General features: G+C 63.6%; 23 protein-coding genes and 1 pseudogene. 7 read left to right on the plus strand and 17 right to left on the minus strand.

Features of this window, described 5'->3' with window-relative positions; translation table 11 throughout:
- Positions 1–46 precede the first annotated feature (46 nt).
- From omp10 to AU381_RS19335, 3 genes are all read right to left on the minus strand, one after another.
- Positions 47–412: an outer membrane lipoprotein Omp10 gene (gene omp10, locus AU381_RS19325; protein WP_064243354.1), complete on the minus strand. Its 366-nt coding sequence runs from the start codon at positions 410–412 to the stop codon at positions 47–49.
- 292 nt (positions 413–704) lie between these two features.
- Complete coding sequence (locus AU381_RS19330) at positions 705–2,156, minus strand: homospermidine synthase (protein WP_064243355.1); 1,452 nt, start codon at positions 2,154–2,156, stop codon at positions 705–707.
- Between the two features lie 141 nt (positions 2,157–2,297).
- On the minus strand, positions 2,298–3,176 hold the full coding sequence (locus tag AU381_RS19335) for a heme-dependent oxidative N-demethylase family protein (RefSeq protein WP_064243356.1): 879 nt from the start codon (positions 3,174–3,176) through the stop codon (positions 2,298–2,300).
- A gap of 154 nt (positions 3,177–3,330) precedes the next feature.
- Between AU381_RS19335 and AU381_RS19340 the strand changes: the two genes are divergently transcribed.
- Positions 3,331–4,281 (plus strand): GGDEF domain-containing protein, encoded by a 951-nt coding sequence (locus AU381_RS19340; RefSeq protein WP_064243357.1) that lies wholly within the window; start codon positions 3,331–3,333, stop codon positions 4,279–4,281.
- Here AU381_RS19340 and AU381_RS19345 read toward each other — a convergent pair.
- The 3 genes from AU381_RS19345 to AU381_RS19355 are packed head-to-tail and all read right to left on the minus strand — an operon-like array spanning position 4,246 to position 7,939.
- Entirely contained in the window at positions 4,246–4,872 is a 627-nt protein-coding gene (locus AU381_RS19345) for an aminotransferase class IV family protein (RefSeq protein WP_064243358.1), read from the minus strand. The genes AU381_RS19340 and AU381_RS19345 overlap by 36 nt on opposite strands.
- Entirely contained in the window at positions 4,869–6,026 is a 1,158-nt protein-coding gene (locus AU381_RS19350; protein ID WP_064243359.1) for an aminodeoxychorismate synthase component I, read from the minus strand. The genes AU381_RS19345 and AU381_RS19350 overlap by 4 nt, the downstream gene beginning before the upstream one ends.
- A 47-nt stretch (positions 6,027–6,073) precedes the next feature.
- The gene (locus AU381_RS19355) at positions 6,074–7,939 is read right to left on the minus strand and encodes a M3 family oligoendopeptidase (protein WP_064243360.1); all 1,866 of its coding nucleotides are present in this window, start codon (positions 7,937–7,939) and stop codon (positions 6,074–6,076) included.
- Between the two features lie 189 nt (positions 7,940–8,128).
- Between AU381_RS19355 and AU381_RS19360 the strand changes: the two genes are divergently transcribed.
- Entirely contained in the window at positions 8,129–9,676 is a 1,548-nt protein-coding gene (locus tag AU381_RS19360) for a sigma-54-dependent transcriptional regulator (protein WP_064243361.1), read from the plus strand.
- 180 nt (positions 9,677–9,856) lie between these two features.
- On the plus strand, positions 9,857–11,692 hold the full coding sequence (locus AU381_RS19365; RefSeq protein ID WP_064243362.1) for a peptidoglycan L,D-endopeptidase MepK: 1,836 nt from the start codon (positions 9,857–9,859) through the stop codon (positions 11,690–11,692).
- 70 nt (positions 11,693–11,762) lie between these two features.
- Here AU381_RS19365 and AU381_RS19370 read toward each other — a convergent pair whose 3' ends face one another.
- The 3 genes from AU381_RS19370 to AU381_RS19380 all read right to left on the minus strand — a co-directional run bounded on the left by AU381_RS19370 (position 11,763) and on the right by AU381_RS19380 (position 13,322).
- Positions 11,763–12,029: a DUF2312 domain-containing protein gene (locus AU381_RS19370; protein WP_064243363.1), complete on the minus strand. Its 267-nt coding sequence runs from the start codon at positions 12,027–12,029 to the stop codon at positions 11,763–11,765.
- Between the two features lie 176 nt (positions 12,030–12,205).
- Positions 12,206–12,511 (minus strand): DUF1244 domain-containing protein, encoded by a 306-nt coding sequence (locus tag AU381_RS19375; RefSeq protein WP_064243364.1) that lies wholly within the window; start codon positions 12,509–12,511, stop codon positions 12,206–12,208.
- Between the two features lie 16 nt (positions 12,512–12,527).
- Positions 12,528–13,322: an N-formylglutamate amidohydrolase gene (locus AU381_RS19380; protein ID WP_064243365.1), complete on the minus strand. Its 795-nt coding sequence runs from the start codon at positions 13,320–13,322 to the stop codon at positions 12,528–12,530.
- A gap of 294 nt (positions 13,323–13,616) precedes the next feature.
- On the opposite strand from AU381_RS19380, the pseudogene AU381_RS19385 reads away from it, so the two are divergent.
- Positions 13,617–13,991: pseudogene (locus AU381_RS19385) on the plus strand (DUF1036 domain-containing protein); the annotation flags it as partial.
- Entirely contained in the window at positions 13,991–15,430 is a 1,440-nt protein-coding gene (gene pyk / locus AU381_RS19390) for a pyruvate kinase (protein ID WP_064243367.1), read from the plus strand. The pseudogene AU381_RS19385 and the gene pyk, both read left to right, overlap by 1 nt.
- Here pyk and AU381_RS19395 read toward each other — a convergent pair.
- The 6 genes from AU381_RS19395 to AU381_RS19420 all read right to left on the minus strand — a co-directional run bounded on the left by AU381_RS19395 (position 15,397) and on the right by AU381_RS19420 (position 19,256).
- Entirely contained in the window at positions 15,397–16,440 is a 1,044-nt protein-coding gene (locus AU381_RS19395; protein ID WP_064243368.1) for an alpha/beta fold hydrolase, read from the minus strand. The genes pyk and AU381_RS19395 overlap by 34 nt on opposite strands.
- A gap of 50 nt (positions 16,441–16,490) precedes the next feature.
- A complete protein-coding gene (locus AU381_RS19400) occupies positions 16,491–17,090 on the minus strand; it encodes a hypothetical protein (RefSeq protein ID WP_064243369.1) in 600 nt (199 codons plus the stop codon).
- A gap of 97 nt (positions 17,091–17,187) precedes the next feature.
- On the minus strand, positions 17,188–17,313 hold the full coding sequence (gene ykgO / locus AU381_RS19405; protein WP_012709334.1) for a type B 50S ribosomal protein L36: 126 nt from the start codon (positions 17,311–17,313) through the stop codon (positions 17,188–17,190).
- A 175-nt stretch (positions 17,314–17,488) separates the two neighbouring features.
- Positions 17,489–18,538: a 5-(carboxyamino)imidazole ribonucleotide synthase gene (locus tag AU381_RS19410; RefSeq protein WP_064243370.1), complete on the minus strand. Its 1,050-nt coding sequence runs from the start codon at positions 18,536–18,538 to the stop codon at positions 17,489–17,491.
- Complete coding sequence (gene purE, locus AU381_RS19415) at positions 18,535–18,999, minus strand: 5-(carboxyamino)imidazole ribonucleotide mutase (RefSeq protein WP_064243467.1); 465 nt, start codon at positions 18,997–18,999, stop codon at positions 18,535–18,537. Before purE ends, AU381_RS19410 begins: the two co-directional genes overlap by 4 nt.
- 53 nt (positions 19,000–19,052) lie before the next feature.
- A complete protein-coding gene (locus tag AU381_RS19420; RefSeq protein WP_012709331.1) occupies positions 19,053–19,256 on the minus strand; it encodes a YdcH family protein in 204 nt (67 codons plus the stop codon).
- A 212-nt stretch (positions 19,257–19,468) separates the two neighbouring features.
- Between AU381_RS19420 and AU381_RS27720 the strand changes: the two genes are divergently transcribed.
- The gene (locus AU381_RS27720) at positions 19,469–19,642 is read left to right on the plus strand and encodes a YdcH family protein (protein ID WP_014765888.1); all 174 of its coding nucleotides are present in this window, start codon (positions 19,469–19,471) and stop codon (positions 19,640–19,642) included.
- 183 nt (positions 19,643–19,825) lie between these two features.
- On the opposite strand, the gene AU381_RS19425 is transcribed toward AU381_RS27720, so the two are convergent.
- Both AU381_RS19425 and AU381_RS19430 read right to left on the minus strand, forming a co-directional pair.
- Positions 19,826–20,086, minus strand: a complete 261-nt coding sequence (locus tag AU381_RS19425; protein ID WP_037389169.1) for an ArsR/SmtB family transcription factor — start codon at positions 20,084–20,086, stop codon at positions 19,826–19,828.
- A 250-nt stretch (positions 20,087–20,336) separates the two neighbouring features.
- On the minus strand, positions 20,337–21,116 hold the full coding sequence (locus AU381_RS19430) for a sulfite exporter TauE/SafE family protein (protein ID WP_064243371.1): 780 nt from the start codon (positions 21,114–21,116) through the stop codon (positions 20,337–20,339).
- A gap of 105 nt (positions 21,117–21,221) precedes the next feature.
- On the opposite strand from AU381_RS19430, the gene AU381_RS19435 reads away from it, so the two are divergent.
- On the plus strand, positions 21,222–21,875 hold the full coding sequence (locus AU381_RS19435) for a thiamine phosphate synthase (protein WP_064243372.1): 654 nt from the start codon (positions 21,222–21,224) through the stop codon (positions 21,873–21,875).
- The last annotated feature ends 5 nt before the right edge of the window (positions 21,876–21,880 follow it).

Here is a 21,880-nt window from a genome sequence, read left to right on the forward strand (position 1 = left end):
AGCCCCCGAGCGGGGGGCTTCGCAGGCATGTTGTCGCGGGTGTCGCTCAGCCTTGGCGGGCGAGCGAGAACTGGGCGCCCGCATCCGTCGTGCAGTTCAACTGCGTGGGCGTCACCAGCGCGCAGTTGACCCTTGACTGGGTGTTGCGCACGAGCGACGTCATGTTGATCTCGACGAGGGTCGGATTGACGTTCACATAGGTGCCGGAGGCGAGAAGCTGGTTGGTGTCCGTGGTGCGAGTCGAGAACGTGCCGCCAGCGAAGGTGGAGACAATTCCGTTCGGATCGACCCAGGATCCCTCCACGCCGCTCGCCTGGGCCTGCGGTGCCTGGCGGATTTCTCTTGGGGACGACTGGCATGATGCAAGCGCCGAGGCGGTTGCCAGGACGGTCAGGATGGCGAGTGGCTTCATCGGCGTTTCTCCCGCGTCAAGAGTTGAAGCGGGATGCACACGCAATACCGCCACACTTCTGCTTGCCCCGCTCTACCGCATAATTCGCCTGACCGGAACCGGCTTGACGGCAAATCGAGCAGCGATTCAAAGCGCTAAAGCAACTTTCTTCGCCCGGAGTTGCACTCATGCCTCAGGCGGGCGCAGACCCTGCCGCGATCACGAGTTGAAAGCAGGAGCGGGAAGGGGCAATCGCAGCGACGCGATACGCGCGGTCGAGGCGCCCGGAGCCGCGAGCTCCGGGCGCGATCGCTTAGCGGACCAGGATGTTCCTGAACTGCCAGGGGTCCTTGGTGTCGAGGTCTTCGGGGAAGAGGCCGGGACGGCCGTCGAGCGGCGTCCAGTCGGTATAGTGGCCTTCGACCGGACCGAGATAGGGGAGCTGCACTTCGAGGCAGCGCTTGTAGTCCATCTCGTCGGCTTCGACGATGCCGGACGTCGGGTTCTCCAGCGCCCAGACCATCCCGGCGAGAACGGCGCTCGTCACCTGCAGGCCGGTTGCGTTCTGATAGGGCGCGATGCGGCGGGTTTCTTCCAGCGACAGGCGCGAGCCGTACCAGTAGGCGTTCTTGTCGTGGCCGTAGAGGAGCACGCCGAGCTCGTCGATGCCATCCTCGAGTTCCGTCTCGTCCAGCACGTGGTGCACCGGCTGCGGGGTGCCGCCGTTGCCGAACATCTCGTGCAGCGACAGCACGGCGTCGTTGGCCGGGTGGTAGGCATAGTGGCAGGTCGGGCGATAGGTGGCCTCGCCATTCTTGTCGCGCATGGTGAAGAAGTCGGCGATCGAGATGGATTCGTTGTGGGTGACGAGGAAGCCGTATTGCGGACCCGGCGTCGGGCACCAGCTGCGCACCCGGGTGTTGGCGCCCGGCTGTTCGAGGTAGATCGCCGCCTGGCAGCCCTTCTTGTGCCTCCTGGCGTTCTTCGGCATCCAGTTCTCATGGGTGCCCCAGCCGAGCTCGGCCGGCTGCATGCCTTCCGAGATGAAGCCTTCGACCGACCAGGTGTTCCAGAAGACGTTGAGCGGCTTCGGGTGCTTGGTGCGCTGGGTGTCGCGCTCGGCGATGTGAATGCCCTTGACGCCGGCCTTCTTCATCAGCTTGGCCCAGCCCTCACGGTCGTCCTGGTGCGGCTCCTCATATTTCATGCCGAGGTCGTCGGCGAGATTGAGGAGCGCCTTCTTGACGAACCAGGAGACCATGCCCGGATTGGCGCCGCAGGTCGAAACCGCCGTCGTGCCGCCCGGGTTCTTTTCCTTCTCGCGGCGGACGGTTTCACGCAGCGCGTAATTGGTGCGCGCCGCATTGTCCATTTCGGTGTCGAAGTAGAAGCCGAGCCACGGCTCGACGACCGTGTCGATATAGAGCACGTCGAGCTTGCGGCAGAGCTTGATGATGTCGAGCGACGAGGTGTCGACCGAAAGGTTGACGCAGAAGCCCTGGCCTTCGCCTTCGGTCAGGAGCGGCTTCAGCAGTTCCTTGTAGTTGTCCTTGGTCACGGCGGCACGGACGTGGCGCACGCCATGGCGGGCAAAAATCTCCGTGTCCTTCGCGTCCTCGCGGGGCTCCACCACGATCAACCGGCTCTTGTCGTATTTGAAGTGGCGCTCGATCAGCGGCAAGGTGCCGTGGCCGATCGAACCGAAGCCGATCATCACGATCGGGCCGGTAATCTCGCCATAGACCGGGTAGCTGGTGTCTGCCATTTTCGCGTCTCTCCTGACAAAACGTCTCTTATGCTGTTCGAATGCGCGCAGAAACGCGCTGGGAACCTTTCGTGAGGCCCTAGAGCATAGTTTCGTGTCACAATAAAGGGCCGGCGGGTCAATCGAGAATACGGATTTTGCTTAACCGGCTATCGATAGCAGCACAGAGATCAGGGCCTCCCGCTTGCTGACAAGACCCTTGTAGGCTGCCTGTGGCAGCGTCAGTTCGTTCAATTGTTCCATGAAGGAGCGGGCGAGGGCGGCAGCGTCGGGTCTATTTCTGAGCGCGGCAAGCGGGTCGGAATAGATGCGGATGGTGAAGACGATCGCCCCGGTCCGCGGCAGCTTGCGGAGCGTCTGCCTTTCGACGCGGATGAAGGTGCCGCCCTCGCCCAGTTCGACGGCCCCGGCGCCGATGCCTTCCGCCTTCGACTTCGGCAGATGCAAGGCGCCATCGACGTTGACCGCCCAGTTGAAGCGCTCGACGAAGCGGGCCGGCGAGAGCATGTCGAACATGCGGGCGATCAGTTCCGCATTGCGGCTTCCCGCTTCGAAGCCCGGCACCGGGGCGTGAATCTCGTCGAGCGACCGGCCGAACTTTTCGCCGAGAGACCAGGACGACGGAAAGGCGACATAGGCGGCGGTAAGGCGCCATTCGCCTGCTTGACGCTCCATGATCGCCAGATCGTCCTGGATCAGCGATCCGGCGACCACGAGGGGGGCATCATCGTCGAGTCCCACACGGCGTCCGCCGACGATCATCGCGCCGTTTTCCCGTTGGTAAACCTCAGGATAGCGGTGCGGCAGATAGTCGATCAAAAAATCGAGGAGTTCCAGCTGGGCAGCCTCCGTCCCGGCCGCGGCCGCGAAGACGTTTTCGCGATTTGCCGTCAGCAGCCTGGCCTTTTCGCGGAGGTAGAAGTCCAGCGCCTCGTCCGGCTCCAACCATCGGTCGGGGTCGAGTTGCGTCAGACCGATCGTGAAGGGCTTCGACGAGCCGTCGAAAGGCGTATATTTCATCCGCAATAATCCGGCTCTTTCCCCGACTTCACCATTTTCGCTCCCGTTTCACATGTTATACCGCTTGCCACAAGAGTTTCGTGCTATAGCTTTAGTTGATCCGTCCGCTTCGCGCCGTGATTGATTTTGTTGTTCAAGCAGGAGCAGACCAACCGTGACCGGTGATTACCTCAAGGCCCTGATGGGCTTGCAAGCCCGATCGCCCGTGCTGATCTCGCTCTACGATCAGCACGATCGGCTGCGTTTTGCCAATGCGGCATTCCGCTCCACCTATCACGTCGGCGCCGACGAGTCGCCGACCTGGGAAGAAATCATGCGCCGCAATCATGCGGCGGGCCGGGGCATGGTACTCGGGACCGACGACATCGATACCTGGATCGCCACGGCGCTCGAACGGCGCGGCAACGTGCCCTCTCGCACGACGGAAGCCGAGCTGCACGACGGCCGTTCGCTTTGGGTGACGGATACTCTCGATGAAAAGCGCTGGACCCTTTCGATGGCGGTCGATGTCACCAGCATACGGGAGGAGGAGCGCAAGCATCGGAAGGACAGGGACTTCGCCCTGCGGGATACGCCGGTGGAGGAACTGATCCACGTCCCCGACCGGCGCCATACGCTCGGGAAGCTTGCCGAATTCATCCGGAACTGCGCCGAGAATCCACAGATGTGGGGTTGCGTGGCGATCGTCGACATCGACTATTTTAAGGCGATCAACGACCGTTATGGTCCGCACCGCGCCGACGAGGTCCTGCTCGATTTCGCGCGTCAGATGCAGGGTTTTGTCCGCCGCTCCGATTGCTTCGGCCGCATCGGTGGCGAGGCGTTCATGCTTATCCTGCCCGATACGACTGTCAGCGAATCAAATCTCATTCTCGATCGCTTGCTGGAAAAGGTGCGCGACGCGAGGCCGCTGTCGAACATTCCGGAGTTCTACTATACCTGTTCGGTCGGGCTTGCGGAGTATCGCGAGGGCGACAAGGTCAGCGATATCTATTCCCGCGCAAACCAGGCGCTCCATCTGGCGAAGCGCGAGGGCCGCGATCGGGTGAAGCGCTATACGCTGCCTGGCTCAGACCACGAGTTCCGCCCGGATCAGACCTCGTAGGGAATTGCCGACATAGAGACGGCCGCGCTGAAGGTCGTCAGCCGACAATCGCGCAACCCTTGCGCGCCGCTGGCAGATGAGTTCCGTCCGCAGCACCCCGGCGAGCAGGCCGCAGGAGATCGGCGGCGTCTTCAGCGCGCCGCGGCCGTCGTCGAGGAAGATCGAGGTTATCGTTCCCTCGCAGACTTCCCCCTTTTCGTTGAACAGCAGCACTTCGTCGGCCTCGGCTGAGGAAAACTCGTTGCGGGCCGCCTCGTAGACGCCGCGCCGCGTCGTCTTCATCCGAAGCAGCCGGTCGGAAGAATCGAGCCGCGTCGAAGCGATCCGGACGCGCCACAATGCATCGGACGGCTGCGGTATGAACGGCGCGGTCGTGACCGCAATGGCTCCTTGACGGTCGAGCGTGAGGCGCACGCGCAGGGCGCACTGAGCATCGCGAACCGCCGCCTGCAGCCGGGCCTCGGCCTCGGCAGCGCCGGCGAAACCGAGGCGCCGTGCGGAGCGCGTCAAACGTGCGAGGTGCAGCCTGAGGCGGACGAAGCCGGCCCCCGGCTCGTAGCGCAGGGTCTCGATCAGCGAGAAATCCGTCATCGGGCGATCTCGGCGTCGCCGAGGGCGAAGCGCGCTTTCAGCAGGCACTCGTCATATTCGGCTTCGGCTTTGGAGTCGAAGACGATGCCGCCGCCGACATTGAAGATAGCGCGGCCGTCGGGAAACAGGGAAATCGTCCGGATCGCCACGCTGAAGCGCATCACGCCATCCGGCGCGATGAAGCCAATCGCCCCGCAATAGGCGTCGCGGGGGCCGGACTCCAGTTCATGGAGGATCTCCATGGCCCGCATCTTTGGCGCTCCGGTGACGGATCCGCAGGGGAAGAGGGCGGCGAAGATGTCGGCGATCGTAATGTCGGGCAGGAGCTTGGCCCGCACATGGCTCACCATCTGGTGAACCGTCGGATAGGTCTCGATCTCGAAGAGCTTCGGCACATCAAGCGTGCCGACCTCGGTGATGCGGGAGATGTCGTTGCGCAACAGGTCGACGATCATCCGGTTCTCGGCCTGGGTCTTCTCGTCTTCGCGCATCTCCGCGATGATTGCCGCGTCCTCCTCGGCGGTGAGCCCACGCGGTGCGGTGCCCTTCATCGGATGCGTCTCGATCCAGCCGTCCGCGTCGACATGGAAGAAGAGCTCGGGCGAGCGCGACAGCAGGACCGGCCCATCGAGCGCCACCAGCGCACCGTATCTCACAGGCTGTCTTTCGATCAGCGACCAGAAGGCCGCGCGCGCGTCGCCGGACCAGCGCGCCTCAATCGGCATCGTCAGGTTCGCCTGGTAGCAATCTCCCTGGCGCAGGTGCTGGTGGAGCCGCTCGAAACGCTGGCGATAGGCAGGAAAATCCCAGCCGGCGCGCGGCTCCGAGAGCAAGGGCTCGTTCTCGATGCGTCGCTGCGGCTCGGCGAGCGGGTGGCCTTCCGAGGGTGCGTCGAAGACACCGAAGGACATCAGCGGCGTTTCGCGGTTCTCCTCGGCAAAGGGAGTGAGCTTCGCCTCGAAGAGATGCCCCGCCTCATAGGCCATGTAGCCCGCGAGCCATTTCCCGGCGCGGCGGGCCGCATCGAGTTCGGAAAGCCCGCGCCGGAACTCCGCCCGGGTGCGCGCCGTGATGACGCGCGACGGCTCGGCGAAGACCATCGTGCGGTCTTCGCTGTCGTCCCGGAACAGGACAAAGGGCGCGTGTTCAATCATCGAGGCTGGTCGCTGTCAGTCGGTCAACGTTCCGCCGCCCGGGCGGATCACGCCTTATCAAGCGCCTCCAGTTCGTCGATCAGCCCTTCAATCATCGACAGGCCCTGTGCCCAGAACGACGGATCGGTCGCATCGAGCCCGAAGGGCGCCAGAAGCTCCGAATGATGCTTGGTTCCGCCGGCCTTCAGGAGGTCGAAATACTTCTCCTGGAAGCCGCTTTCGGCGTTGCGGTAGACGGCATAGAGCGAGTTCACCAGGCAATCGCCGAAGGCATAGGCATAGACATAGAAGGGTGAGTGGATGAAATGCGGAATATAGGCCCAGTAGGTTTCATAGCCTTCCGAAATCCGGATGGCCGGCCCGAGGCTTTCGCGCTGCACCGACAGCCACAATTCACCGAGGTCGTCGGCGGTCAGTTCGCCCTCTCTGCGCGCCGTATGGACCTTTCGCTCGAACTCGTAGAAGGCGATCTGGCGCACCACCGTGTTGATCATGTCCTCGACCTTCTGGGCGAGCATGGCCTTACGCTCGCGCTTGTCCTTGGTCCGGTCGAGGAGGGCGCGGAAGGTCAGCATCTCGCCGAAGACGGAGGCGGTTTCGGCGAGCGTCAGAGGGGTCGAGGCCATCAGCGCGCCCTGTCCGCCGGCAAGCACCTGATGGACGCCGTGCCCGAGCTCATGGGCGAGCGTCATCACGTCGCGCGGCTTGCCCATATAGTTGACGAGCACGTAGGGATGCACGGAGGGGATCGTCGGATGGGCGAAGGCGCCGGGCGCCTTGCCCGGGCGGACCGGCGCGTCGATCCAGCGGTCGTCGAAGAAGCGCCGGGCAATCGATGCCATTTCCGGCGCGAAGCCATGATAGGCGGATAGAACCGTGTCCTTCGCCTCGGCCCAGGGGATCAGCGCGTTCGGCGTTTCCGGCAGGGGCGCGTTGCGGTCCCAGAACTCCATCTGCTCCATGCCGAGCCACTTGGCTTTCAGCGCATAATAGCGATGCGACAGGCGCGGATAGGCGGCCTTGACCGCTGCGGCGAGCGCGTCCACCACTTCGCGTTCGACCCGGTTGGCGAGATGGCGGCTGTCGGCGATGTCCTCGAAGCCGCGCCAGCGGTCGGAGATTTCCTTGTCCTTGGCGAGCGTATTGGTGACGAGGGTGAAGGTGCGGATGTTCGCCTTGAAGGTCTCGGCAAGCGCCATGGCCGCTTTCTTGCGGTTTTCCGGGGACGGATCCTGCAAGAGGTTCAGCGTCACCTCGAGCGGCAGCGCTTCTCCGTCGACCGAGAAGGTGAGCGACGCGACCGTCTCGTCGAACAGCCGGTTGAAGGCACTCGCCCCGGTCATCGATTTTTCGAGGAAAAGCTGCTCGAGCCTGTCGTCGAGCTGGAAGGGCTTGTCCTTGCGCAGGTCGAGAATCCAAGGCTTGTAATGGGCGGCAAGGCTATCCGCTTCGAGCGCCGCGTCGATCATCTGGTCGTCGATCCGGTTGAGCTCCAGCGAGAAGAACAGGAGATGCGACGATATGTCGGTGAGCTTCGATTGCACGTCGCCGTAAAGCTTGCCGTTCGCCGGATTGGACGTGTCGGAGAAGTAGGTGAGGCCTGCGAAGGAGGCGATGCGGCCCATCAGGTCCTCGAGCGCCTCGAACTCCTTGACGGCCGCGCCGATACCTTGATCGCCGGTCCTAGCGGCGGCGTCTGCGAGCTTGCCCTTCCACCTGTTCTCGAAGGCGAGCGCGTCGGCTTGCGCCCTTGCGAGGTCGGCACGGAATTCATCGGAGCTTGAGGAGACGTAAAGATCCTCGAGCCGCCAGGTGGGCAACTCGCCGAGGTCTGCGGGCGCGCCGGCCGCCTGCCCGGCCTGCGCGCGTACTGGAGAGGCACCGAAGGCGGCGAGGGGAGAGGCGAATTTCATCGGCGTTTCTCTCGTTGGCGAGTGAGCTGGGAGGCTAGCGATATGGGGCTGATTGCTATCGCCCGCAATGGATAAAATGCAAGCATTTCTCAAAACATGATGTTCAGCCCTTTATGGCACGAATGACTGGCATGATTTGGCACATGAGGCTGGCCAAAGAGTACCGCGTGTCCTAAGCAGGAGGCTTTCGTGACATCCCATATTCTTGTCATCGATGACGATCCGGTGCAGCGCCGTTTGCTGACGAACATGATCGAGCGGCTCGGCCATGTTGCGCATCTCGCCGATAACGGGCGCAGCGGGCTCGAACTCCTGGAGCGCAAGGGCGGCGTGATCAATGTCATCCTGCTCGATCTCCTGATGCCGGAAATGAATGGCCACGGCTTTCTCGAGGCGCTTGCCGAACGGGGTATCGACACGCCGGTTATCGTCCAGACCGGGCAGGGCGGCATCGAGACGGTCGTGCAGGCGATGCAGGCCGGCGCCTTCGATTTTCTCGTCAAGCCTGTCTCTCCGGAGCGGCTGTCGATCGCCATCGGCAATGCGCTGAAGATGGCGAGCCGCGACGGCCGGGTCAAAACCGCTCGCCGGCCGCGCGGCGGCGCCGTCGGCTTCGACGACATCGTTTCGGCGAGCCCCGCGATGATCCGCGTCCTCGATCTGGCGCACCGCGCCGCGCAATCGAACATCCCGATCGTGCTCGAGGGAGAATCCGGCGTCGGCAAGGAGATGGTGGCGCGGGCGATCCAGGCGGCAAGCGACCGGTCGGGCAAGCCCTTCGTCACCGTCAACTGCGGCGCCATTCCGCATAACCTCGTCGAGAGCATCCTCTTCGGCCACGAAAAAGGCGCCTTTACCGGCGCGACCGAAAAGCACAGCGGCAAATTCGTCGACGCCGACGGCGGCACGCTCTTCCTCGACGAGATCGGCGATCTGCCGCTCGACGTCCAGGTGAAGCTGCTGCGCGCAGTCCAGCAGGGCGAGATCGAGACGGTCGGCGCACGCCAGCCGCAGCGGGTCAACGTGCGGCTGATCTCGGCTACCAACAAGGATCTGATCAACGAAGTGCGCGAGGGGCGCTTCCGCGAGGACCTCTACTACCGCCTCAACGTTTTCCCGATCACCATTCCGGCGCTCCGCCGGCGCAAGGAGGACATTCCCGTGCTGGCGCGCGCCTTCGTCGAGCGCTTCACCGCGGAGCAGAGGCTCAACCAGCCCGTGTCGGTTTCGAGCGGGGCGATGGCGCTGCTCACCGCCTATGACTGGCCCGGCAATATCCGCCAGCTCGAAAACGCGATTTTCCGTGCCGTCGTGCTTTCCGAAGGCGGCGAACTGACCGTCAAGGACTTTCCGCAGATCGCCACCCAGATCCCGGGCTATGTCGTTGCCGATCGAGGCGGGTTCTCCTGGGGCGAGGCGGGTCCGGAACGCCGCCCGCCGGCTGCCGCCCCTGCGACGACCGCTCTCCCTTCGCGCGGCGAAATTCCGGAAAGGTCGGAGCCGTGGGAACCCATGTCCGACGGACGGTCCGAAAACGCCATTGCCAGCGTTGACGAGGGCGGCGATGTGCGCAAGCTTGCCGACGTAGAGGAGGAACTGATTCGTTTTGCGCTGAAGTTCTATCGCGGCCAGATGAGCCAGGTGGCGCGCAAACTCGGTATTGGACGCTCCACGCTCTATCGAAAGCTCAAGGATTACGGCATAGATCCGGACAATCCACTCCGCGAAGCGGCATAAAATCGACGCATTCACAACTCATTTGCCGTGCAATTCGGTCACCGCTGTTTAGACCTTGTTAGGAAACTGTTCACTATATTATAAGGGGCGGTGACTACTGTGGCATATTTGCCATGCTGTCACCTTATTTGACAGTCATCTGAGACAGCAAAGCACGGTTGTCCGTCGAACGGGGATTGAATGCCAAATTTGTTCGGATTGGAGGAACCTATTGGTTCCTTGACGCGCAGACTCTGCTCGGCGATCACCCGTAAGGCGCCGCAGGTTCTCGCTTCCATCGCCTTGGCTTGCTCCCTCGTCACTCCCGGAATGGCGCCGCCGGTCGAGGCCGCCGGCCAGACACGGACCCTGAAGCTCTATTTCATCCACACCAAGGAAAAGGCGCAGATCACCTTCAAGCGCAACGGCCGCTACGACGCCAAAGGTTTGCAGCAGATCAACCGGTTCCTGCGTGACTGGCGGCGAAACGAGCCGACCAAGATGGATCCGCGCCTCCTCGACCTCATCTGGGAGGTTTACCAGAAGAGCGGTTCGCGCGATTACATCCACGTCGTCTCCGCCTATCGCTCGCCGGCCACCAACGGCATGCTGCGTTCGCGCTCGAAGGGCGTCGCCAAGAAGAGCCAGCATATGCTCGGCAAGGCGATGGACTTCTACCTGCCCGACGTGAGGCTCAAGACGCTCCGCGAGATCGGCATGAAGTTCCAGGTCGGCGGCGTTGGCTATTATCCGACCTCGGGGTCGCCCTTCGTGCACATGGACGTTGGCGGCGTGCGCGCCTGGCCGCGCATGACCCGCAACGAGCTCGCGCGGCTCTTCCCCGATGGCAAGACCATGCATATCCCGGCCGACGGCCGGCCGCTGCCCGGCTATGAACAGGCGGTTGCCGATTACAAGCGGCGCGTCGGCTCCTCGGCGATCGAGGTTGCCGGCGGTGGTGCGAAGGGACCGGGCGATGTCGGCACCGGCAAGCGTCGCAACCTGTTCGCCGCGCTCTTCGGCGGCGGCGGGGACGAGGACGAAGAACCGACGGCGATCGCCGCCGGCGCAGGCGAGGGCGGCGACGAGGCCCCGACCCAGGTCCAGACCGCCTCGGTGCAGGCCGGTCAGGAGGCGCTGCCGGGTGTCGCCGGTTCGGTCGCCGGTGCTCCGGCGGACGAACAGCAGAATATCAATGCACCGGTACCTGCCGTGCGCCCGGCCTTCAAGAATGCACCGGCGGAGGACGGCGTAGCCGTCGCGCTTGTTGCACCGGAAAAGAACAGTGCGCAGGAGGCTCTCGCGGCCGCCATGCCGCAGACTGCGGCAACGCCATCGGAATATGCGGATCTCAGCACGCTCAAGGTGCCGGTCCCGCAAATGCGTGAAATGAACGCGCTCATGGCCGGCGAGACGCTCGTGGCTTCTGCCGACGGTCAGACGCCTCAACTCGGCTTCGTACCGGTGCCGGGGATGCGTCCGGCCGGTCAAGCGGCGCTCGCCGCCGTCGCCGAAGCCAGTGTCGCCGCGCCGCTCGTACAGGAGCGCCCGGTGGCGGCAGCGTCCGTTGCCGAGACGATCGACATGGCCCGGCCGGCCGAGACGCGCGTCGCGCTGGCGGCTCCGAGCGTCGAGGAGCAGGCTGCACCGGCGATCCAGATGGCCGCCTATGCGCCGCAGTCCGACACGGGTTCGCGGGCCTCGATCTTCGACAGCGCCTTCGACACCGAGGCGGACCTGCCTTCGAAAGGCGCCCGTCCGAAGAGGCAGGATGCGGAGGCGGCAAGCCGCTCCGCCGTCCGGATGGAGCCGAAGCTGACGAAGAAGATCATCTCCGAATGGGCGCTCTCGACCGGTCGCGTCGCCACGCTGTCGAAGCCCGTCAAGGCTCCGCGTTTCGTCAGCAGTTCGCTGAGGGCGGCGCCGACCACCGTCTATGCGGCTGGCTTCAACAGCGATGCCGGCGCGGTGGATACGGCCCGCTTTAGCGGCACTGCGGTGAATTTCATGGAAGTGAAGAAGTTCAGTACGAACTGAACTGGTCTGCCAGATACGAAAAGCCCGCCGGTCCGGCGGGCTTTTTTGCAGATGGCCATTTCCCATCGGATCATGCGGCATCCTCGGCCACCGGCACCATGCCCAGCGCCTGCAGATAGGTGTCGAGGATCGCCTCCTGCTCCATGCGCTCATCCTGGTCCTGCTTGCGGATCGAAATGACCTTGCGCAGGATCTTCGTGTCGAAGCCCATCGACTTGGCCTCGCCATAGACATCCTTGATGTCGTCGGCGATCGTCTTCTTTTCCTCTTCCAGCCGCTCGATCCGTTCGATGAAAGCGCGAAGCTGATCGCGTGCGAAGCCTTGAGCATCGGACATGGTCTTCTCCTTTTGGGGAATAAATTCTGGTGCTGTGACCTGCCGCGAACGGCAGGCGAGGTCAAGGGCGTTTGCGCAACAGGACAGGCAATTCCTCCACGAGGCCGCGCCGAGGGGTGTTGCACATGTGGATTGATGTGGATAGGGCGGGAAATGCGCGCCTGCCTGGACGGCTGCTATTCCGTTGGGCGATTGCGCTCGAAGGCGGCCTTCTGCTCCGCGGATGCGTCCTTCTGATGGCGCTCCCGCCATTCCTCGTATGGCACGCCGTAGATGATCTCGCGCGATTCCTCCTTGGTCATCGGAATGCTCGAGGACTCGGCGGCTTCCCGATACCAGTTCGAGAGGCAGTTGCGGCAAAAGCCGGCGAGATTCATCAGGTCGATGTTCTGAACGTCGCTGCGCGTTCGCAGATGCTCGACCAGCCGGCGGAAGGCGGCCGCCTCCAGCTCGGTGCGCTGCTCCTTGCTGAGCTCGGTCATGGCATGTCTCCTTTCGTCAGCCGTCATACGCGCCGGTCCGCGAAGGATAGCGCTGATAGGCGTGAAGCGCCGGCATGGCGTTGAGCTCCGCGAGGATCGGCGCCAGACGCTCGGCCCAGGCGGCAACGCCTGCAGCGTCGGAGATCAGGTCCTGCCTCACCTCGATCAGCACATGGGCAATGCCCGGCATCATGCAATGGCGATACATGGTATCGCCCCTCAGCGCGCCGTCATAGGGCTCGTTGTTGCCGACGACGATGTCGCCGGGTGCCTCGAGCTTCTCGATCAGGGGGAAGACTGCGCGTGGGTCGTTGTCCCAGAGCACTGCCGCGTGCCAGGGGCGCGGGATACCCTTCCAGGCGGGCGTGAAGGAATGCAGCGAAATCACCAGCGGCGCCTTTCCGCTCGCCGCAGCGGCCTCGGCGATCGTCTGCGAGACGGCCCGGTGATAGGGCCGGTGGAAGCGGTTCAGCCGGTTCTGCCATTCCTCGTCGGTGATCGGATGGTTGCCGGGGACGATCGCGCCATCCGAGATCTTCATGATCAGCGTCGGATCGTCCTCGCCGCGGTTGGGATCAATCAGCAGGCGTGAAAAGCAGCCGAGGACTGCCGGCGCGTCGAGTGCCGCGGACAATTGCCGCACCAGCGGTTCGATGCCGATGTCGTAGGCGATGTGGCGCTCGAAGGCGCCATCGGCAAGACCGAGCCGCCCATATTCCGGGGGAAGCCGGTTCATGGCGTGGTCGGCAAGAAGGACGAGCCCTTCGTCCGGTTTGCCGCTGATGATCTCATAGGGGGAGTAGTGCCGCATTCCGATCCTGTGTCGCTCTCCAACGTTGCGCACCTGATCGCATGCAAAATTGCGGCTCGCAATAAAAAGGCGTGAGTTCAGTGCCTTCTGTCACAGGAATGGCAAATATAATCGATTAGAGTTGCGTTGACTTTCCGGGCTGGCCGTCGCAAGAAAGTGCCACGCAATTTTCAAAACGGAGTTCCGCAGGAAGCCGTGTCTAGATATCCTTTTAGAGCGAAGCCGGGGTCGACGACGTTAGGAGCTATCCTCCTGTATTCCTTGGTGGTTTCCGGCGCATTTCTCTTTTCTGGCGAGGCTCGGGCCGACTTTCGCGTTTGCAACGGGACGCAGCAGCTGGTCGGCGTGGCGATCGGCTATCGCGCCAAGGAAGGCTGGGTGACGGAGGGCTGGTGGCAGGTGCCGGCAACGACCTGCGCGACGCTGATCGAGGGCGAACTCCAGTCCCGCTACTACTATCTCTATGCGGAAGACGCGGCCAAGGGCGGCCGCTGGACCGGCGAGATCAACATGTGCGTCGCCGAGAACGAGTTCAAGATCGTGGGCGTGCAGGACTGCTATGCGCGCGGCTTCCAGCGCATGGGATTCAAGGAATATGACACGGGGCGGCAGGGGAGCTGGATGGTTCAGCTTTCCGATACGCCCGGCACGCAGGAAAGCCAGAATTGATGAGACGGAACAGAAAAGTCAAAATCCTCGCAACGCTCGGACCGGCATCGTCCGAGGAGCAGATGATCCAGAAGCTGCACGAGGCGGGGGCCGACCTGTTCCGCATCAATATGAGTCATGCGAGCCATGACGTCATGCGCATGCTCATCGAGCGGATACGCAGTGTCGAAGCGCGCTGCGGCCGGCCGATCGGTATCCTTGCCGACCTGCAGGGGCCGAAGCTGCGCGTCGGCAAGTTCGCCGAAGGCAAGGTCGACCTCAAGACCGGCCAGACTTTCACGCTCGACAACAAGGATGTGCCCGGCGACACGACGCGCGTCTATCTTCCGCATCCGGAAATCCTCGAGGCGGTGAAGCCCGGCGATCGCCTGCTGATCGATGACGGCAAGCTGCATCTCAGGGCCGAAAAGACCGACGGCAAGAGCATCGTCACCACCGTCGTCTCCGGCACCAGGATCTCCGACCGCAAGGGCGTCAGCCTGCCCGATACGCTCCTCGGCGTCGGTGCCCTCACCGATAAGGACCGCGCCGATCTCGACGCCGTGCTTGCCACCGGCCAGGTCGACTGGGTGGCGCTTTCCTTCATCCAGCGCCCGGAGGACCTTGCCGAGGTCCGCAAGGTCGCCCGCGGTCGGGTCGGGATCATGTCGAAGATCGAGAAGCCGCAGGCGATCGAACGCATCGACGAGATCATCGAGCTTTCCGACGCGCTGATGGTGGCGCGCGGCGATCTCGGTGTGGAGATGCCGCTCGAATCCGTGCCCGGCCTGCAGAAGCAGCTGACGCGCGCCTGTCGGCGTGCCGGCAAGCCCGTCGTCGTCGCGACGCAGATGCTGGAATCGATGATCTCGTCGCCGGTGCCGACGCGCGCCGAGGTCTCGGACGTGGCGACCGCCGTGTTCGAAGGTGCCGATGCGGTCATGCTTTCGGCCGAATCGGCCTCCGGCGAATACCCGGTCGAAGCGGTCGCGACTATGGCCTCCATCGCCAGCAACGTCGAACGCGACCCGCACTATTCGGGCATCATCTACGCCCAGCGCACGCCGCCGGAGGCGACCGGCGCCGACGCCATCTCCCTTGCCGCTCACCAGATCGCCGAAACGCTCAATCTGGCGGCGATCGTCACCTACACATCGTCCGGCGCCACCGGTCTGCGCGCAGCCCGCGAGCGGCCGCAGGTGCCGGTCATCGCCCTTTCGCCGATCGTCCAGACGGCCCGTCGCCTCTCGGTCGTTTGGGGCCTGCATTGCGTCGTCACGGAGGATGCGACCGATCTCGACGACATGGTCAACCGGGCCTGCCGCATCGCCGTCAGCGAGGGCTTCGGCCAGCCCGGAGATCGCATCATCATCTCCGCCGGCGTGCCGCTCGGAACCCCCGGCGCCACCAACATGCTGCGCATTGCCTATATCGGCTCGGACGGCCGCACGGGCGTATAAGCAAACGCCATTGTCGCACTGTTCGTCAGGCGGGCTTCCGCCTGCCTGGCGATCTCCTGGAGATCACGCGGCTTTCCGGAGATCTTCTCGATTGCGGCGACGACGAGGTCCGTCACGACATAATCGGGCTTGTGGCCCAGGTTGCGCACCCAGAGCAGTTCCGATCCCTTGATGGATGTCGCCAGCCCGCGCGAATGGATATCGGCCAGAACAATCCCGTCCTTGTCGCCGGTGATGATCACCGTCGGCGCGGAGATCTCCGCATAGCGCGGTGACACCCGCGTGACGTAAGCGTGCAGATTGGCGACGTCGACGGCATTGTGGAGGAAGGTGGCTGGCCTCAGGACGAGGTGTGGCGCCGTATTGGCTATATAATCTTTCGGACGCGGGTTGGGCCAGAATATCGACTGCGTCACCCGGTCGATGCGCCTCAGCCCGAGCGGTATGAGTGCGGTATTGGCGAACAGCCAGCCGACAAACGGCATAGTCGCCAGGGTGATGTGCCAGTCGACGCCTCCCGGCCAGGGATGCGTTGCCGGCGCCAGCAGGACGACGCCTTCGGTCCTTTCCGGATGGTGAAGGGCGATGCTTGCGGCGATCGCGCCGCCGAAGGAATGGCCGACGATGATTGCCCGGGAGATGCCGCGCTTCGCCATCAAGCGCACGACGGCCTCCGCCTGACCGTCCGGCCGAGCATTGGCCGGCCCGCCGCGCTCGGAATAGCCGTGACCCGGCCGATCGACGAAAAGCATTTCGGCACGGCCATCGAGCGCCGGCAGAAAGGCGTGCAACTGGTCGAGAAGATTGCCGCCGGCACCATGAATGAAGACGACCGGGGGTAAATCCGCCTTCCCCTCGGGCCGGAGATGGACGCAGTTCATCCGAAAACCGTCGACGTCGACCAGCTCGCCGCTGTTCGGGAATCGCGCTGCGATCCTACGCGCGTGCCAATGGCTGTGGGCGAACGCCGCGAGGACGAGGGTAGCGAGGATCAGAAGAGCCAGGGACATGCGTCGGTCATATCAAGGAAGCGGCTGTGTTCACAGGACGTCGCCGCCTGTCACGTTCGGCTGCCGGCGAGCCTTTCGGCGAGTTCCCCGAATTGCTCCTGGGCCTTGCGGTCGGAGGGGTAGATATCGAGGAACTGCTGCCATGCCCGCAAAGCCAACTCGTTCTTGCCGGCGGCCTCCAGCATGGTGGCCATGCCGGCGATTGCGCCGAAATGCCGGGGTTCAATCGCGAGCACGCGGTTTATGTCGGACATCGATTTCCGGTAGTTGCCCATCTGGTAATGCAGCGTCGCGCGGCGGTTCCAGCCTTCGACGTAGCTGGGGGCAAGCACGATCACCTGGTCGAGGATGTCGAGGGCGACCGGCTTCTTGTCGTCGGTGATCGCCTTGTCGGCCGATTGCATCAGAAGGTTCACCGTGGCGCTGCCGGACTCCTGCCACTCGAGCCGAATGCGGTCGGCGAGCTCCCGCGCCTTGCTTTCGTCCCGCTCCTTCTTGAGATCGAGGAACAGGGCGTCGAGACGTTGCTTCGGTGTCGTGAGGCTAGCCGTCTCCGTCTGAGGGGTGGGTTCAGCCGCCTGCGACAGGCTGGCGGTTGCCGGGACGATCAGGGCCAGAATCAAAGTCAGAAAAAAGCGCATGGCGGACATCGTAGCCCGCCATGAAACAAGTTCAAAATAAAATATGGAGGAGGATCACCGAAGTGACCGACGTTCAGGCCGGCGGCCCTGGGGCCGCTCGAGGACATCAGCCCTGGCGAGCCTTGAAGCGCGGGTTCGACTTGTTGATGATGTAGACGCGACCCTTGCGGCGAACCAGGCGGTTTTCGCGGTGACGGGTCTTCAGCGACTTGAGCGAATTCTTGATCTTCATTTTTCCTGATCCGCAGGTTTCGGGGAACGAAAATTCGCCCGGTAATTCCAACAATCAAAAGCGCGCCATTCAGCGCGCTCTTCAAGTAGGCAGGCACATACCGTGTCGCCTCCATCGTGTCAACCGCGAGCCCGCGGGATTTCACACGAGCTCACGCCGTCCTGTGGCGAACGGCTTAGAGAAGACGGGTGAAATGACCCATCTTGCGGCCGGGGCGCGCCTCGGCCTTGCCGTAGAGATGAACCAGCACGTTCGCCTCTGCGAGCAGATTGGGCAATTCGGCAATCTCGTCGCCGATAAGGTTCTGCATCACGCAGCCCGAGTGACGCGAAGGGTCGCCGAGCGGCAGGCCGGCAATGGCGCGGATATGCTGCTCGAATTGCGAAACGGCGCAGGCGGCTTCCGTCCAGTGACCGGAATTGTGGACGCGCGGGGCAATCTCGTTGGCGACGACGCTGCCGTCGGCGAGCACGAAAAACTCGACTCCGATCACGCCGACATAGCCGAGCGCATCGAGAATGGCGGTCGCAGCCTTGCGGGCAGCCTCCGCTGTCGAAGCGGTGACCGATGCGGGCACCGTCGAGGTGTGGAGAATGCCGTTCCGATGGACGTTTTCCGCCGGATCGAAGCAAGCAGTGGCGCCGTCAGGGCCGCGCGCGGCGATGATCGAAATTTCCTTTTCGAAAGGGACGAAGCTTTCGAGGATCAGCGGCACGTGCCCCAAGGCGGCGAAGGCGCCGGAAGGATCGTCGGCGCCGGAGCGGAAGACGCGCTGCCCCTTGCCGTCATAGCCGAGGCGGCGGGTTTTCAGCACGCCGCTGCCATCGAAGTCGGCGAGCGCCGCTTCGAGATCGGCCTGGCTGTCGACGGCGTGGAAGCGAGCCGTGGCGATGCCGCAGCCATTGATGAACTGCTTCTCTACCACCCGGTCCTGCGCGACTTCCAGCGCCTTCGGTGGCGGGAAGACCGGCCGCACTGCGGCCAGCCGCTCGGCCGCGGCGACGGGGACGTTCTCGAATTCGTAGGTGATCAGGTCGGAGATCCGGGCGAGCTCGTCGAGCGCCCGCGGGTCGTCATAGGCAGCGACGATCTGGGCGTTCGCCACCTGGGCGGCCGGACAGTCCGGCTGCGGCTCGAGAATGACGGTGCGGAAATTCAGCCGGGCAGCCGCCATGGCCAGCATGCGGCCGAGCTGGCCGCCGCCGATGATTCCGATGGTCTTCATGCCTGGTCTACCGGGTACTCGGCGACCGAAACGGTCTGCTGTTCGCGCCAGTCGTCGAGCCGGTCGGCGAGGTCGTCGTCGCTCAAGGCCAGGACGGCGGCGGCCAGCAGGGCGGCGTTGACGGCTCCCGCCCTACCGATCGCCAGCGTGCCGACCGGGATGCCCGCAGGCATCTGCACGATCGAGAGCAGGCTGTCCTGCCCGGAAAGCGCCTTCGATTGCACCGGAACGCCGAAGACCGGCAGCGGCGTCATCGAGGCGCACATGCCCGGCAGATGGGCGGCCCCGCCGGCGCCGGCGATGATCACCTTGAAGCCCTCCTCGCGCGCCCCTTTGGCAAAACGGACCAGCCGGTCGGGAGTCCGGTGCGCGGATACGATGCGGGCCTCATAGGCGATGTCGAGGGCCTCGAGCGTGTCGGCCGCGTTCTTCATCGTCTCCCAGTCCGACTGGCTTCCCATGATGATGGCGACGGGCGGGGTCGTGGTTTCGGTCACGTCTGTCAGGATCCGTTTCAGGCGATGATGTCGGGAATGATCTGGTCTTCGATCTTGCTGATCTTGTCCTTGATGGCCAGCTTCTTCTTCTTCATGCGCTGGATGCGCAGGGCGTCGCAGCCGGTCTCGATCATAGCGTTGATGGCAACGTCATAGTCTTCATGTTCCTGCCTCAGGCGCGCTATGGTCAGTCTGAGTTCGGCCTGGTCCTGGTCCGGCATGCAAAACGATCCCCATAAGCCCGGCCGCGTTTCACGCCGCGATCCGGTATTTCCTGCGCCGCTCTATCACATCTTGGGCAGTGACGGGAAGTTATCCGACGTCATCATTTCGCCTTCGACAAATGAAAAATGGCGTGGCACACTGGTAAGGTTACAACCATGAAACATCCGGCATTTGCTTGCCGGATGCAAGCAAAAGGAAGGGACTGCCAATGACCATTGAGGCTCATCTTGCAACGCTTGAGAAAAAACATGGCGCCCTGGAACAGGAGCTGCATGAAGCGCTCAATTCTCCCTCCTGCGAGGACGAATTGATCAGCGAACTCAAGCGGCGGAAGCTGCGCATCAAGGACGAAATCGAAAGACTCCGTTCCTCCACTCACTGATTGCGAACGGTATTTCCCGCGTTTTCGGGAGGCGTCGTTTCGAGGTGAGACGACGCGAGAGAGGTCAAAAACAATCCCATTGATGCAACGGATCGCTCGACCGGGCTTATGGCCCGGTCCGCTTCTCCGAGACGGCTCCTTTTGACGGCCGCCGCTGGGCGGCGAGCCTGAGCGCTTGAGCCGTCAGGACCAGAACTGGTCGAGCCACAGATTGAGGCGGTCGAAGCCCGGCCTGTGAATGGCGTAGATACGCCGGGTGCCGCTCGTCGATACCGATACGAGATTGCAGTCGAGCAGCGCCTTCAAATGCTGCGACACCGCCGGCCGGCTGATCGGCAGCCCTTCGGCGAGTTCGTTGACAGTCTTCGGGGCGCGCCGCAGTTCCTCCAGCAAGTAACGCCGGTTCGGATCCGCAATGGCATCGAATGGGTCCGCGATCGTCATGACCCGGACGTTAAGCGAATTCTCCCGGGGCAGCAAGAAAATTGTGCATTGCGATAAATCCGCGTTGCTTTGCAGCATCAGCGATCGCCGGGCGGTGGACTCCCCGGGTTGCCCCTCACCCCAGCCCTTACCCTAGCCCTCTCCCCGCGCGCGGGGAGAGGGGACGAAGGCGGTGCGGCGAGTCTCCTTCGCCCCGCTTGCGGGGAGAAGGAGGCCGGCAGGCCGGATGAGGGGCGAACCGGCGCATACATTAGATCCCGGCCAACAAACTCCCAAGCCCTTCCCAGACGAGTCTCGATCCGGCGATGAAGGCCATGGTGTACATGAAGGGATAGAATACCTGCGGCTTCATCCGGCGGACGATCCAGGCGCCGCAGGCCGTCGCGACCATCGCCAGGGGAAAGAGGGTCGCCGATGTCAGGAGATTGCTGGTGTCGAGTTGCCCCAGCGCGAAATAGGGAATGAGCTTCACCGCATTGAGCGTTGCGAAGAAGCGTACGATGGTGCCGGTATATTCGCGCGGGTCGAGCTTCAGCGGCAGGGCGTAGATCTGGAACGGCGGACCGCCGGCATGCGCGACGAAGCTGCCATATCCCGCAAAGCTTCCCCACAGCGCGGCGGGACCGAGACGATGCTGCTTCGGAAGGATCGCCGCGCCGCTGCGGCTCTTCCAGACCGTGTAGACGTAGCGCAGCACGAACACGACCGTGATGGCGCCGATGATCAGCCGCAGCGCATCGCGCGGCACATAGGCGGAGGTCGCCCAGCCGATGGCAATGCCGGCGAGCGCGCCGGGCAGCAGCATGGTGAGCGTTTTCCGGTCGCCGTGCTTGCGCCAGAACCATAGAGAGACGATGTCCATGGCGATGAGGATGGGCAGAAGCAATGCCGCCGCCTGGACGGGCGAGACCGCCATCGAAAGGATCGGCACGCCCATCAGCGACAGCGCTTCTCCCATGCCTCCCTTGCTGAGGCCAACGAGCAGGACTGCCGGAACGGCGACGAGATAGAAGTCGAGATCGGGAAGCATGAGCGGTGGTTGATCCTTGGGTCATCTCCGTCTATCGGTTTTCCCGAATGAAATCGAGTAGCGGAATCCCGCCTCGCGAAGCGGACATCGCCAGGAACGAACGATATGAGCAATACCGATAACCGCTGCCGCCTCGTGCTGATCGCACCCGACATGCCGGATGTAGCGCAATGTTCCGAGGTGCTCGCCGATGCGCTCAAGGGCGGAGACGTGGCATCCGTTATCGTTCCGCAATACGGTTTAAGCGATACCGACTTCCAAAGGCACGCCGAAGCGCTCGTGCCGGTGATCCAGAAGGCGGGCGCGGCGGCGCTCATCGAGGGCGATACGCGCGTCGCCGGCCGCGCCAAGGCGGATGGCCTTCATATCGCCGCCGGCCCGGATGTCCTTGCCGAGGCGATCGAGCGGCATACGCCGAAGATGATCGTCGGCGGCGGCAATGCAACCGACCGCCACCATGCGCTCGAGATCGGCGAGCTTCGGCCGGACTACGTCTTCTTCGGCCGCACCGATGGCGACATCAAGCCGGAGGCGCATCCGAAGAACCTGGCGCTCGCCGAGTGGTGGGCATCGATGATCGAAATTCCTTGCATCGTGATGGGCGGCACCGATCCGCAATCTGCGCTCGCGGTGGCCGAGACCGGGGCCGAATTCGTCGCGCTTCGCCTCGCCGTCTTCGCCAAGCCGGGCCAGGCGCCCTCCGTGGTCGCCGCCGTCAACGCCTTGCTTGACGAAAAAGCGCCACGGTTTGAAGATTAGACGTG

Source organism: Sinorhizobium glycinis (assembly GCF_001651865.1).
GTDB lineage: Bacteria > Pseudomonadota > Alphaproteobacteria > Rhizobiales > Rhizobiaceae > Sinorhizobium > Sinorhizobium glycinis.